A 13,361-nucleotide genomic window follows, 5' to 3' on the forward strand; every position below is an offset into this window, starting at 1 on the left:
GGCATCATGAGTGCACCCAGCGAAGAACTGATCCGGGCCGCCCTGGCGAAGGTCGACGACCCGGAGATCCGGAAGCCGCTCACGGAGCTCGGCATGGTCAAGGGTGTCGAGGTGGACCCCGCCACGGGCCGGGTCGACATCGGCATCTACCTGACCGTCGCCACCTGTCCGATGCGGGACACCATCACCGACCGCGTCCGCACGGCGGTGGCCGACGTCCCGGGCGTCGGCGAGATCGCTGTCGAGCTCGACGTGATGAGCGACGAGCAGCGCACCGAACTGCGCAAGCATCTGCGCGGGGATGCCGCGGAGCCCGTCATCCCGTTCGCCCAGCCCGGCAACCTGACCCGCGTCTACGCGGTCGCCTCGGGCAAGGGAGGGGTCGGCAAGTCCACCGCGACGGTCAACCTCGCCACGGCCCTCGCCTCGCGGGGGCTCTCCGTGGGTGTACTGGACGCCGACATCTACGGCCACTCGATCCCGCGGATGCTGGGGACCGACGCGCGACCGACCCAGGTGGAGCAGATGATCCTGCCGCCCGTCGCGCACGACGTGAAGGTCATCTCGATCGCACAGTTCACGAAGGGCAACACCCCGGTGGTGTGGCGCGGGCCCATGCTCCACCGGGCGTTGCAGCAGTTCCTCGCGGATGTCTACTGGGGTGATCTCGACGTCCTGCTGATGGACCTGCCCCCCGGCACGGGCGATGTGGCGATCTCGATCGCGCAGCTCATCCCCTCCGCGGAGATCCTCGTGGTCACCACGCCCCAGCAGGCTGCCGCAGAGGTGGCCGAGCGGGCCGGATCGATCGCGCTGCAGACCCGTCAGCGCATCGCGGGTGTCATCGAGAACATGTCATGGCTCGAGCTGCCCGACGGCACCAGGATGGATGTCTTCGGAACCGGTGGCGGTGCCGAGGTGGCGGCCAATCTGTCCCGCTCGGTCGGTGCACCCGTCACGTTGCTCGGTCAGGTCCCCCTGGAGCAGGCCGTGCGCGAGCACGGGGACGAGGGCACGCCCATCGTCCTCGCCGAGCCGGATTCGCCGTCCGGGCGCGCATACCGCGAGATCGCGGACGGTCTGGCCGTGCGCCCCCGGGGCCTGGCGGGGATGAACCTCGGGATCGATACCACCCGGCACCTCTGACGGACGGCGACGGCCGGGGGCTCAGCCCCCAGCCGTTCGTGCCGTCTGTCCGCCGCGGGTCGGGCCGGACGCGACGCCGGGCCCGGTCGTGAGGGCGGGTCAGGTGGCGTCGCTGTCCCACACGGGTCCCGATGACGGGGGCGGCGGCGCCGGGGTGTCCCGGACGGGTGCGGTGCCGGCGGTCCGCGGCGCCGTCGACCGGCGGGGGTCGGCGGAGGCCGTTCCCGCGGTTCCCGCCCCGGCGGCGACCGCGGGAGCGCCCGCCGGCGCAGCGGCTCCGAAGTCCCCGGAGAACAGGGAGTCGTCACCGTCCAGGAGATGCTTGGTGACCATCGCGCGCGGACTCAGCCCACGCAGGTCGTTGAGCTGCTTGAGGGGCTCGCGGAACTCCTCGAACTCCGTCCCGTAGTCGTCCCTGAGCTGCTGCTGGGCGTTGCTGGCGAACTCACGGACCTTGCGGATCGCCGAGGCCAGCCAACGGGCGGCCTCGGGTAGGCGCTCGGGCCCCAGGACCACCAACGCCACCACGCCGAGCACCAGGAGCTCGGACCACCCCACGTTTGTGAACATCGCAGCCAGGATACGTCGCCGGGCTCACCGGTGGGAACCCGAGTCGTCCGGTGCCCCCGGTCAGCCCAGCGCGGGGCGCACGGTCAGTTCGACCCGCGTTCCACCGCGGATGACCTCGACCGGGACGTCGACGTCCGCCCCGGCGCGACGGACGGCCACCACCAGTTCATCGGAGGAACGCACCTGCCGGTCACCGACCCTGGTCACGACGTCCCCTTCCCGGAGTCCGCCCTCCTCGGCGGGCGAGCCCTCACGCACGTTGACGATCTCGGCGCCCTCCACCGACCCGTTGTCCGCCTTGCGGGCGTTGACGCCGATCGTGGCGTGGCGGACCGCCCCGTCGGTCATGAGCGACGTCGCGATCTCGCGGACGTCGTTGACCGGGATGGCGAAGCCGAGACCGATGGAACCCCCGGACTGGGTGAAGATGGAGGTGTTGATACCGATGACCGCTCCGGTCCCGTCGATGAGCGGTCCCCCGGAGTTGCCGGGGTTGATGGCGGCGTCCGTCTGGATCGCGTCGATCACCACGTCGCCGTCCGAGGTGGACTCCCCGAGGGCGATCGGGCGCCGGGTCGCCGAGACGATGCCCTCGGTGACGGTGCGGGCGAGTCCGAGGGGCGAGCCGATGGCGATGACCTGCTCCCCCACCTGGACGTCGTCCGAGTCCCCCAGGGTGGCGACGGTGAGGTTCTGGACGTCGTCGACCTTGAGGACCGCGAGGTCGGTGGCGGGGTCACGCCCCACCATCTCGGCCGAGGCCCTGGAGCCGTCGGGGAAGATGACATCGATGTCCGCGCGGTCGGCGGCGCCGTCCATGGTGACGACGTGGTTGTTCGTCACGATGTAGCCCTGTGGGTCGATGACGATGCCGGAGCCCTCCCCCTGGGCTGACGCCGTGGACACCGAGATGTTGACGACGGCGGGTTGGACGCGCTGGGCGACCTCACCGATCGGGTTGTCGGATCGAAGGACGTTCTCCGGGGCGTCGGCGATCCGGACGGTGGAGGTGGTGAGGACGCGCGCGGAGTCCGCCACGACGGCGCCGATGGCGCCCGCGACGAGGGCGACGACGGCGACGGCCGCGGTCGCGCCGGCCACGGCCTGACTGCTCAGCCGACGTTCGAACAGTGCCTCGGACAGCGAGAGCCTGGCAGCGGGGGCCCCGGCCGCGCCCGACAGGTCGACCGGCTCGTGGTCGGCAGTGGCGGGCACTGCGGGTGCGCCGTACCCGACCGGGGCGTCGGGGTCGCGCCACGGGTCCGGAGCGGGCGGCGGTGAAACCTCGGACTCGTCCTGCCACGCCGGATGCCGCTCGATGCCCCGCGCGGTCCCGGGGGCCGGGGCGAAGGCCTGCTCGAGGGCCGGGTCGGCGTCGCTGCTGAGGAGCGGGCCGGGGTGCGCGGCGGCACCGACTCGGGACGGGTCGAATCCACCGGTGACACCGTCGGGTCGGGCGAACCGGGCGACTTCGTCCTCGCCCACGGCCGGCCGATGGATCGGGGCGGGTTCACGAAGCGGGCGGTCCGGTTCCCCGTCCCGCGCCGTGTGCCCGGGCGCGCCTGTGTCGTCCTCCACCCGGCCCACCCTAGTTGCCGCGTCGCCACAGCCGGCGAAGCAGTCTCGACCAACCGTGGGTCTCCTCGGACCCGGCCACCGGATCGGGGCCCGTCCGCGTGACCGGATCGGGTGCGTCCTCGAGTGACCGCAGCCGTTCGAGGAGTTCGCGGGGCATCTGGATGGGGCCGGATCCGCGCAGTGCGCGGCGTGCCTCACGCTGGTCCTCGACCTCCCGACGACAGTGCGGACACCGGGCCAGGTGGGCGTCGGCCCGGGACTGCCCCGAGGGCGGTAGCCGACCGTCGACATAGGCTGCGGCGGCTTCCGTGGAGAGGTGGTCGGTGGACAGGAAGCTCTCTCTGGCGCGGGGCGGGCCGGTCCTGTCGACCACTTTCCGCGCCGAGTCGAACGACAGCGTGAACTCGGGGCCGGGTCCGCGTCCGTGGAGGTGTCTGTCCACGCCCCTCCCCTTCTCCGGTCATCTCGTGGGCTCGTCTGAGTCCCCGTCGAGGTGTCAACGTCCGGCGTACTCGTAGGGTTCCCGCACCGCCACCCGCTGTTCCCGGTACGGACGCGGGTTGTGCCGATCGCCCGAGGGATCAGTCGATGCGCTGGTGGGCGCCGGTGACCCCGGCCGCCTCGAGTTCCGCACGCAACGCGGCCCGTCCGCGGTGGATCCGGCTCCTGACCGTGCCCATCTTCACGCCCAGGATGCGTCCGACCTCCTCGTAGCTGAGGTCCTCGATGTCACTGAGGACCACGGCGGCGCGGAACTCCGGGGACAGGTTGGCCAGCGCGGTCTGCAGGACGGGGTCGAACGTCTCCTCCGAGATCACCTGCTCCGGGCTGCGTTCACGACCGGGCACCCTTTCGGCGTCCTCGGGCAGCGCCTCGAAGCGGATGCGCCCGCGCCGGCGTGCGGAATCGAGGAACAGGTTGGTGACGATGCGGTGCATCCAGCCCTCGAAGGTCCCCGGCTTGTAGCGGTCCAGCGAGCGGAACACCCTGATGAACGCCTCCTGGGTGATGTCCTCGGCGTCGTGGGCGTTCCCGCAGAGGCGGTACGCCAGGCGGTAGACATGGTCACCGTGCTGCGCGACGAGCTCGGACCAGGACGGCATGTCCGTAGCCTCGCCGGTGGCGTCGAAACGAGCGGTCCCGGCCGCCTCGCCGAGGGCGACCGGTGCGATTGCCGTCCCGTGCACGGTTCGTGAGTACATGCGCTGCCGCCGCCTTCCGGCCCGGGCCTGTGGGAGCCCGCGCGGTGGTGGCCGCGCCCTCGTGGCGCGACGTGTGCCCACCCTTCCCTACGGGGCTGTCCTCACGGTATACGCGTACTGAGACAGCCCTGAGAGTCTGATACCGATCCGATCACCGCGCGTTGGTCACCGCTGCCTCCCCGGTCGGGGATACGCTGCTCAGGTGTCCGATTCCTCTGATGTCCCCGCCACCGATCGCTCCGGTCTCGACGGGATGGCGCAACGCAGCGCCGCCCTCGTCGACGACTCGCTCTACGCCTCCGCACGGGCCGAGGCCGAGGAACTCGGGGCCGCCTCGCCGGACGCCCTGACCGCGGACGCGATCCGCCTGGTGGCCCGCTTGAACGGCACCCGCGCCGCCGTGTGCATCACCCCCGCGCCGGGAGTCCCCGCTCTGGCGATCCTCGCGGCGGCCGCGCCCGGCTCCGGAACCGTGGTCACCTGCATCACCGACGACCCGCATCACCTCGAGGCGGCGCGATCGGCCGTCCGCGGCGCGGGCCATCCCGCCTCCTCCGCCCGCTACATCGCCGCCCGGCCGCTCGAGGTGGCGGACAAGCTCGCGGACGGCGCCTACGACCTCGTGGTCGCGGACGTCCCGGCGCATTCGGTGCCGCGCGTAATCTCCCGATCCCACCAGCTGTTGCGCGCCGGCGGCGCGCTGGTCCTGATGGGTGAGCACGCCCCGCTGCCCGAGGACGCGGGGCTGCCCGAGCGCGCGCACGTCACGGTGCTCCCCGTGGGGACCGGCCTGACCGTGGTCACCCTCTGAGCGGTCGTCCCCTCCCGAGGGTTCACCCCCCGGGCGCGAGGTCAACCCGGCAGTGAGGTGGTGGTGTTCTTGGCGACGCTCACCACGCCGCCCGCGCTGACCGGGAACCGGCTGCGATCGCGTTCGTGATCCACACCGATCAGGTCCCCGTCGCCGATGTGGCAGTTCTTGTCGACGATCGCCTTGCGGACCACGGCCCCGCGACCGATGCGGACGCCCGGCATGAGGACACTGCCCTCGACGACCGCCCCGTCCTCGACGATGACGTTGTTCGACAACACCGAGTTGCGCACGGTGGCGGCGGAGACGATCGTCCCCGAGCCGACCATGGACTCCTGGGACATGCCGCCGTTGACGAACTTCGCCGGCGGCAGGTTGTCCTGCTGGGTCCGGATGGGCCACAGGGAGTTGTAGAGGTTGAAAACGGGGTGCACCGACACCAGGTCCATATGCGCGTCGTAGAACGCGTCGATGGTGCCCACGTCGCGCCAGTACCCGGCATCGCGCTCCGTCTCGCCGGGGACGTTGTTCAGGGCGAAGTCGTAGACGTAGGCCCGCTCCTGCTCGACGAGGGCCGGGATGATGTCGCCGCCCATGTCGTGGGTGGAGTCGGGCTTCTCCGCGTCCGCCTTGAGCGCCTCGATGAGGGCGTCGGTGGTGAAGATGTAGTTGCCCATGGAGGCGAAGGTCGCGTCCGGATCATCCGGCGTTCCCGGGGGGTCGGAGGGCTTCTCGACCCAGCCGCGGATCAGGTCGTCGTCGCCGGCGTCGATGCAGCCGAACGCGAACGCCTCGCTGCGCGGGACGCGGATCCCCGCGACGGTCACGGCGGCGCCGGTGGAGATGTGGTGGTCCAGCATCTGCCTGGGGTCCATCCGGTACACGTGGTCCGCGCCGAACACGACGATGTGGTCCGGCTTCTCGTCGTAGACCAGGTTGAGCGACTGCAGGATCGCGTCGGCCGACCCGGTGTACCAGCGGGGGCCCAGACGTTGCTGGGCGGGGACCGGTGCGACGTACTCGCCGCCCATCCCGCGCATGTGCCACACCTGGGCGATGTGGCGGTCCAGCGAGTGGGACTTGTACTGGGTGAGGACGAAGATCTGCATGAACCCCGCGTTGACGAGGTTGCTGAGCACGAAGTCGATGAGACGGTAGGACCCCCCGAACGGCACCGCGGGTTTGGCCCGGTCCGCCGTGAGCGGGAAGAGTCGCTTGCCCTCGCCACCGGCGAGGACGATTGCTAGGACGTGCGGCTGATTCCTCACGCCCCCACCGTATCGACTCCGCCCTCACCCGGACCGGTCATCGTGGGGTTTGCCCCCGCCCAGTACCGAACCGTAACCCCGCGGTCGGGCTGTGTTCGCCGGGCACGCCTCGGGCGGGGGCCCGAGCGACTACCTTGGCCGGTGTGCGAGTAGCGATGATGACGAGGGAGTACCCGCCGGAGGTCTACGGCGGTGCCGGAGTGCACGTGACCGAACTGGTGGCCAACCTACGGCCGCTGTGCGAGGTGGACGTGCTGTGCATGGGGGCCGACCGCGACACCGCCCGCGCTTTCCGACCGGATCCCGAGTTGGGCGCGGACGCCAACCCCGCGATCCAGACTCTCTCCGCCGGGTTGCGCATGAGCGTCGCGGCCGAGGGCGCGGACCTCGTCCACTCCCACACCTGGTACACGGGGCTCGCCGGGCACCTCGCGGGGCAGCTCTACGGCATCCCGCACGTCGTGTCCGCGCATTCACTGGAACCCAGCCGGCCGTGGAAGGCCGAGCAGCTCGGCGGTGGATACCGGGTCTCGTCGTGGTCGGAGCGCACCGCCTTCGCGGGAGCCGACGCGGTGGTCGCGGTGAGCGCCCGGATGAAGGACGAGATCCTGCGCGTCTACCCCGAGATCGACCCGGACCGCATCCACGTGATCCTCAACGGCATCGACACCTCCGTGTGGTCACCCGTCGAGACCTTCGCCGGCGAGGGTTCGGTCCTGCGCCGGAACGGGGTGGACCCGGACCGGCCGATCGTGGCGTTCGTCGGACGGATCACCCGGCAGAAGGGCGTGCCCCACCTGGTGCGCGCCGCCCGGGACTTCCACCCTGACGCCCAGCTGGTGCTGTGCGCCGGCGCCCCGGACACCCCCGAGATCGCCGCCGAGATGGAGTCGCTGGTGGCGGAGCTGCAGTCCACCCGCGACGGTGTGTTCTGGCTGCGCGACATGCTGCCGCGCGAGGAGGTCATCGAGATCCTCTCCGCCGCGACGGTCTTCGCCTGCCCGTCGGTCTACGAGCCACTGGGCATCGTCAACCTGGAGGCGATGGCGTGCGACACGGCGGTCGTGGCGTCCGATGTCGGCGGGATCCCCGAGGTGGTCGTCGACGGCGAGACGGGCACCCTCGTCCACTACGACGCATCCGCGACCGACGCATTCGAGGCCGGGCTCGCGGCTGCCGTCAACGACCTGGTGGCGGACCCGGGCAAGGCCGCCCGGATGGGGCTGGCGGGCAAGGAGCGGGCCCGTACCCGGTTCTCGTGGGAGGCGATCGCCGAGCAGACCCATCGGATGTACGCCTCACTGCTGTAGAGGCTCCCCCGGCCGTGGAGGCGGCCTCCCGGCCGGCAGCGCCCGGTAGGTGTGCACCTCGACGTGTATCCGGACCGGGCGGTCCTGCGGGCCCAATCGGGCCTCGAGCCCGGACCTGTCGAGGTGGACGCCGCTCGGCCCCATGAGCGCCAGGTCCACGGCCACCGGGGCGGGGACCTCGGTGAGCACGTCGACGGTACGCACCTCGCCGGGGCGGAAGTGGTCGGCGAGGTCCGCGTCCAGGCGGTCCGACTTGTCCGGGGCCGGCTCCAGCATGCCGCCGGCCGAACGCAGCGGCTCGAGATGGCCCGGCCCGGGAACGGCGACGACCAACGTGCCACCCGGCCGGAGCACCCGGGCGAACTCCGCCGGGTTCCTCGGGGCGAAGACCACCTGCACCAGGTCGACGCAGTCGTCCGCGAGCGGGAGTCCGTCCCAGGTGTCCGCGACCAGGGCCGCGACGTCATCGTGGACCCTGGCGAGTCGGCGCGCCGCCGCGGTGGAGATCTCCGTGCCGACCCCGAGCGCGCCGGCCGGTCGCCCGGCCCCCGCCAGCGCGTCGACGACACCGGCGAGGTAGAAGCCCGTGCCGGCGCCGGGCTCGAGCACCACCGGCCGGGCCGGTCCCGCGTGGACGCCGCCGGTCCCGGGCGCGAACACCTCGCGGGCGACTCCGGCGAGGATCGCCACGAGGGGGTCGAACAGTCCCGAGCCGAGGACCAGGTCGCGCGCCGCGACCTGGTCCGCTCCGTCGCCGGGGAAGCGCCGGCCGCGGGGACCGAAGAGGCTGAGGTGCCCCTGCCGGGCCCGGTCGAACGAATGCCCGGCAGCGCACACCACCGCCCGGTCCACGGCCTCCATACCCCGTCCGCAGACCGGACAGCGCAAAAGCGGCACGACGCGGTCGAGGGCGGCCGGCCCCGAGCCCGCAGGTGCTGACGGGGAGGAACTCACGGGCGGGGCCGGTCCGCGAGGTCGCGGAGCAACGCCATGAGCGTGCGCGTCGCGAACCCCGTGGCCACCGGCCCGACCTCATCGATCTCCTCGGACGAGCGGGCCGGCCCCGCGATGTCGAGGTGCGCCCACGGCCGACCGTCCACGAAGCCCTCGAGGAACAACGCCGCGGTGATGGCACCCGGCCCCGTGGGTGCCTGCCGACGGTCGGCGATATCGGAGCGGACCGCCGGGCGCAGATCGTCGGGGAGCGGCAGCCGCCACCATCGCTCCCCCGCCGCCGCCCCCGCCGCGGCGACCCGGTCGGCGAGGTCGTCGTCGTTCGCCATGACCGCTCCCGTGCGCATCCCCAGCGCGACCTTCATCGCACCCGTGAGGGTGGCCACGTCCACGACGACCTCCGGGTCGCATTCGGCGATGCCGTGGGCGAGCGCGTCGGCGAGGACCATCCGGCCCTCCGCGTCGGTGTTCGTGACCTCGGACGTCGTTCCGCCCACGTGCGTGACGACGTCACCCGGGCGGTAGGCGGAACCGGACAGCATGTTCTCGGCGGAGGGCACCACCACGGTCAGGTCGACGTCGGCGTACCCGGGCGACCCGTCCGAACAGAACGCCGCGGCCGCCGCCACGACCGCGGCCGAGCCCGCCATGTCCGTACGCATGAGATGCATCCCGTCGGCGGGCTTGACCGAGATCCCCCCGGTGTCGAAGGTGATGCCCTTGCCCACCAGCAGCACCCGCGGGCCCGGACCGGGGCGACGGGCCACCAGCACGCGCGGGCCGGCCGCCGAGCCCCCGCCCACCGCGAGCACGCCGCCGAACCCGCCGGAGACCAGCCCGTCTCCCTCGATGACCTCGGTCCGCATGCCCGCCGCGCCCAGCGCCTCGGCCATCCGGGCCACCAGCCACTCGGGTGTCTTCAGATCGGAGGGGGCCCCGGCGAGATCGCGCGCCATCGCCGTGGCCCGGGCGGCCTCCTCGGCCGCCGCCACCGCGCGGGCGACGATCACCTCGTCGTCGTCGCCACTGCCCGGACCGGCCGCCACCTCCACGACCAGATCGGGAACGACCGGTGCGGGGTCCGCGGCGAAGACGTCCTGGCCCCGCGCACCCAGGAGGTACCCGATGACCAGATCGCCTACCCGGTCCGCCGGTAGGGCCCGGGGCACGGCGACGGTCATCGGCCCCTTGGCCCGCGAGTCCCGTGCGTGGCGGGCCAGCGCGGCGCCCACCCGCCGGTGAGCCAGACCGTGATCCACCGTCCCCGACCAGCCCGGACGGGGCGTGGAGTCGTCCAACTCGACCTCGACCACCGGACGCCCGTCGTGGACGGAGACCCGCGCCTCGTCGGCGCGCCCCAGCGGCGTGCGACCGGGGTCGGGTGCGCGCGTGACGACCGCCAGCGCGGCATCGGGGACGGGACCGGAGACGACACGGACCGAGGGCAGTGGGCGGCCGGGGACGGCGGACATCGGGAGGACCTTCCGGGATATGAGTCGGCGCACCCGCCACGAGGGTCGGATGCGCCGGCATCGGTGGGGCGAAGAGATCAGGAGATGGCCTGCGACAGCTCCTCGCTGAGCGACTTCGCCTCATCGGGGGTCAGCTCGACGACGAGACGCCCGCCACCCTCCAGAGGGACGCGCATGACGATCCCACGGCCTTCCTTGGCCGCCTCCATCGGTCCGTCACCGGTCCTGGGCTTCATAGCCGCCATCGAGTCGTTTCCCTTCGTCCTTGTCCGCGGGGCGGCGCACTGTACGGGCGCCCGTGCCCACGATCGGTACTGCTGAGTGGATGGTGTCGATTCTAGCGCGTCCGGCCGCGTCCCGACGCCGTAGCGGGACGACCGTCCACCCCGTTCTGCGCCCCGTCCGCTGCGGCGTCCCCGGCCACGGTGACGTCCTCGCCCAACCGGGCCCGGAGCCGGTCGATCTCGACCGCGGCCTGCTCGAGTGCCCAGTCGACCTCTGCCATGGTGTATCCACGGGCCGACATGCCGAATCGCACCGAGCGGATATCGTCTCCGACGAGGGGTCCGTTCGGCAGCTTGGTGACCGTGTGGTCCCGGGTCACGGGCGGCAACACCTCGGAACGGCCGAACACCACGAGCGACAGCCCGAACAACCCCGCCGCGACGACCAGGGTGACGACCACGTAGACGACGATGGTGAGCATTCCGGTGCTCCCCTCCTGTAGTGACTAGCGCCGGGACCAGTCTGGCACACGGCCCGCCCGCGGCGGGGCGGCAAGTCAGGCCAGGCCGCGTACGGTTCGCGCAGGTCGGCGCGTCCCCACGATCGACGCCACCATCTCGAGGGCGCGCAACGTCCCCGGGACGTCGTGGGTGCGGAACACCCGTGCACCGAGGTAGGCCGCGACCGAAGTCGCCGCGAGGGTGCCCTCCGCGCGGTCGTCCACGCCCGCGTCCAGTGTCTCGCCGATGAAGTCCTTGTTGCTCAGCGCCATGAGGACCGGGTGCCCGACCGCCACGATCTCGTCCATCCGTCGCAACAACTCGAGGCCGTGGAAGGTGTTCTTGCCGAAGTCGTGGGTGGGGTCGATGAGGATGCCGTCCGGCGGCACGCCTGCCGCCAGTGCGCGGTCGGCGGCCGCCGTGAGTTCGTCGACGACGTCGCACACGACATCGGCATACCCCACGCGGAACGGCCGCGTCCGTGGCACCGCTCCGCCCGTGTGGGAACAGACGAACCCGGCTCCCGCCTCCCCCGCCGCGGTGAGGACGCCGGGGTCGTGACCCGCCCACGTGTCGTTGACCAGGTCCGCCCCGGCCGCCAACGCGCGCCGGGCGACCTCGCCCCGCCAGGTGTCGATCGAGATCACCACGCCCGGGTGACGGTCACGCACGGCCTGCACGAACGGCACGACCCTGCGGGTCTCCTCCGCGGCGTCGACGAGGTCGCCGGGCCCGGCCTTGACGCCGCCGATGTCGAGGATGTCCGCGCCGGCCGCCACCACCTCGTCGACGCGGGCCATCGCCGCCGTGTCGGTGAACGTGGCCCCGCGGTCGTAGAAGGAGTCCGGGGTGCGGTTGACGATCGCCATCACCAGCGGGCGGTCGACCGGGACCGGGCGGCCACACAGTGTGGGCGCCGGCGCCGGACCGGCACCTGGACCGGCGGCGATCACCGGCGACCTCCACAGGCGTCGAGCGCGGCCTCGAGGTCGTCACACACGACCAGGCGCGCCAGCGCCTCGGGTTTGACCAATCCGGCTTCCGCCAACCCTCGGACCCAGTCCAGTAAGGGGCGGTAGAACCCGATCGGGTCGTAGAGCACCACCGGCTTGTGGTGGAAGCCAAGGGAGGCCGAGGTCCACATCTCGAACATCTCCTCCATGGTCCCGATCCCGCCGGGCAGGGTGAGGAACGCGTCGGATCGCTCCTCCATCTCCCGTTTGCGTTCCCGCATGGTGGTGACGACGACGAGTTCGTCGGCCGCGGTGTCGGCGACCTCGCGGACCCGCAGCCCCTCGGGGATCACCCCGACGGTGCGTGCACCACCGGCCCGGGCCGCCTCGGCGAGCGCACCCATCATCGAGACGTTGCCGCCGCCCGACACGAGCGACCACCCGCGTCGGGCGATGCCCTCCCCCACGTCCGTCGCGATGGCCAGCAACTCCGGGTCGTAGGTGGAGGAGGCGCAATAGACGCAGACACGACGACCGGCGACCGGCGCCGTCACCGCTCGACCCCGCGGTGCTCCTCGCCGTACAGGTCCTCCCGCTCCTCGGACGTCAGCGCCGCCCTGTGGTGGGCCTCGCGGATGTACTCCACGGTCTCCGCCACGGAGTCCGTCACCAGGAACAGGTCGGGGTCGGACGCGGAGATCATCCCCTCCTCCGCCAGCGTGCCGCGGATCCAGTCGGTCAGCGGGGCCCAGAAGTCCACGCCGAGCAGCACGATCGGGAACCTCGTGATCTTGTCCGTCTGGACGAGGGTGATGGCCTCGAAGAACTCGTCGAGGGTGCCGAACCCGCCCGGCGTGCACACGAAGGCCTGCGTGTACTTGACGAACATCGTCTTGCGGATGAAGAAGTAGCGGAAGTGCAGACCCAGGTCCACCCACCTGTTCAGGCCCTGCTCGTGGGGCAGCTCGATCCCGAGACCGACAGACTCACCATCCGCCTCCCACGCCCCCTTGTTCGCCGCCTCCATCTGTCCGGGCCCGCCACCGGTCACGACTGCGTAACCGGCCTCCACCAGTGCACGGCCCAGCTCCACGGCCTGCTCGTACGCCGGGTCCCCGGGCCGGGTGCGGGCCGAACCGAACACGCTGACGGCGTCCGACAGTTCGGCCAGTGCGCCGAATCCGTTGACGAACTCGCTCTGGATACGCAGCACCCGCCACGGGTCGGTGTGCAGCCAGTCGGTGTCCTGGTTCTTGTCCAGCAGCCGCTGGTCGGTGGTGGTGTGTTCGCCACCCTTTTCACGACGGACGAGGACGGGGCCTCGCATGTGCACGGGGTCGTTGGGGGCCATGGGCCGGGGTCTCCTTCGATG

General features: G+C 72.0%; 15 protein-coding genes. 3 read left to right on the top strand and 12 right to left on the bottom strand.

Annotation, left to right across the window (positions count from 1 at the left end):
* The first annotated feature begins 6 nt into the window (after window positions 1-6).
* Complete coding sequence (locus G6R20_RS07250) at window positions 7-1,146, top strand: P-loop NTPase (protein ID WP_067718407.1); 1,140 nt, start codon at window positions 7-9, stop codon at window positions 1,144-1,146.
* Window positions 1,147-1,245: 99 nt separating this feature from the next.
* On the opposite strand, the gene tatB is transcribed toward G6R20_RS07250, so the two are convergent.
* From tatB to sigE, 4 genes are all read right to left on the bottom strand, one after another.
* Window positions 1,246-1,716 carry a Sec-independent protein translocase protein TatB gene (tatB, locus tag G6R20_RS07255; RefSeq protein ID WP_119191777.1) on the bottom strand — a complete coding sequence of 157 codons (471 nt, stop codon included), beginning with the start codon at window positions 1,714-1,716 and terminating at the stop codon, window positions 1,246-1,248.
* 60 nt (window positions 1,717-1,776) lie between these two features.
* Window positions 1,777-3,294 carry a trypsin-like peptidase domain-containing protein gene (locus tag G6R20_RS07260; protein ID WP_163375950.1) on the bottom strand — a complete coding sequence of 506 codons (1,518 nt, stop codon included), beginning with the start codon at window positions 3,292-3,294 and terminating at the stop codon, window positions 1,777-1,779.
* A 10-nt stretch (window positions 3,295-3,304) separates the two neighbouring features.
* Window positions 3,305-3,736, bottom strand: coding sequence for a zf-HC2 domain-containing protein (locus G6R20_RS07265; RefSeq protein ID WP_163375951.1), 432 nt, complete (start codon window positions 3,734-3,736; stop codon window positions 3,305-3,307).
* Window positions 3,737-3,875: 139 nt separating this feature from the next.
* Entirely contained in the window at window positions 3,876-4,496 is a 621-nt protein-coding gene (gene sigE, locus G6R20_RS07270) for an RNA polymerase sigma factor SigE (RefSeq protein ID WP_163375952.1), read from the bottom strand.
* A 202-nt stretch (window positions 4,497-4,698) separates the two neighbouring features.
* Between sigE and G6R20_RS07275 the strand changes: the two genes are divergently transcribed.
* A complete protein-coding gene (locus G6R20_RS07275) occupies window positions 4,699-5,307 on the top strand; it encodes a hypothetical protein (protein WP_159148617.1) in 609 nt (202 codons plus the stop codon).
* A gap of 41 nt (window positions 5,308-5,348) precedes the next feature.
* Here G6R20_RS07275 and glgC read toward each other — a convergent pair whose 3' ends face one another.
* Window positions 5,349-6,575 carry a glucose-1-phosphate adenylyltransferase gene (gene glgC / locus G6R20_RS07280; protein WP_163375953.1) on the bottom strand — a complete coding sequence of 409 codons (1,227 nt, stop codon included), beginning with the start codon at window positions 6,573-6,575 and terminating at the stop codon, window positions 5,349-5,351.
* 143 nt (window positions 6,576-6,718) lie between these two features.
* On the opposite strand from glgC, the gene glgA reads away from it, so the two are divergent.
* Window positions 6,719-7,885, top strand: coding sequence for a glycogen synthase (glgA, locus tag G6R20_RS07285; RefSeq protein ID WP_069388937.1), 1,167 nt, complete (start codon window positions 6,719-6,721; stop codon window positions 7,883-7,885).
* On the opposite strand, the gene G6R20_RS07290 is transcribed toward glgA, so the two are convergent.
* The 7 genes from G6R20_RS07290 to G6R20_RS07320 form a co-directional block, all read right to left on the bottom strand.
* Window positions 7,874-8,839 (bottom strand): putative RNA methyltransferase, encoded by a 966-nt coding sequence (locus G6R20_RS07290; RefSeq protein WP_346010033.1) that lies wholly within the window; start codon window positions 8,837-8,839, stop codon window positions 7,874-7,876. The two genes, glgA and G6R20_RS07290, sit on opposite strands and share 12 nt — an antisense overlap.
* Entirely contained in the window at window positions 8,836-10,311 is a 1,476-nt protein-coding gene (locus tag G6R20_RS07295; protein ID WP_163375955.1) for a M17 family metallopeptidase, read from the bottom strand. Before G6R20_RS07295 ends, G6R20_RS07290 begins: the two co-directional genes overlap by 4 nt.
* Before the next feature lie 77 nt (window positions 10,312-10,388).
* Window positions 10,389-10,556 (bottom strand): DUF3117 domain-containing protein, encoded by a 168-nt coding sequence (locus G6R20_RS07300; protein ID WP_067718434.1) that lies wholly within the window; start codon window positions 10,554-10,556, stop codon window positions 10,389-10,391.
* A 92-nt stretch (window positions 10,557-10,648) separates the two neighbouring features.
* Window positions 10,649-11,017: a DivIVA domain-containing protein gene (locus G6R20_RS07305; RefSeq protein ID WP_163375956.1), complete on the bottom strand. Its 369-nt coding sequence runs from the start codon at window positions 11,015-11,017 to the stop codon at window positions 10,649-10,651.
* 75 nt (window positions 11,018-11,092) lie between these two features.
* The gene (gene folP, locus G6R20_RS07310; protein WP_163376098.1) at window positions 11,093-11,905 is read right to left on the bottom strand and encodes a dihydropteroate synthase; all 813 of its coding nucleotides are present in this window, start codon (window positions 11,903-11,905) and stop codon (window positions 11,093-11,095) included.
* An 80-nt stretch (window positions 11,906-11,985) separates the two neighbouring features.
* A complete protein-coding gene (locus G6R20_RS07315; RefSeq protein WP_163375957.1) occupies window positions 11,986-12,543 on the bottom strand; it encodes a TIGR00730 family Rossman fold protein in 558 nt (185 codons plus the stop codon).
* Complete coding sequence (locus G6R20_RS07320; protein WP_067718445.1) at window positions 12,540-13,340, bottom strand: TIGR00730 family Rossman fold protein; 801 nt, start codon at window positions 13,338-13,340, stop codon at window positions 12,540-12,542. Before G6R20_RS07320 ends, G6R20_RS07315 begins: the two co-directional genes overlap by 4 nt.
* Window positions 13,341-13,361: the final 21 nt, after the last annotated feature.

The sequence above is a fragment of the Dietzia sp. Alg238-R159 genome, from assembly GCF_900537145.1.
Taxonomy (GTDB): domain Bacteria; phylum Actinomycetota; class Actinomycetes; order Mycobacteriales; family Mycobacteriaceae; genus Dietzia; species Dietzia kunjamensis.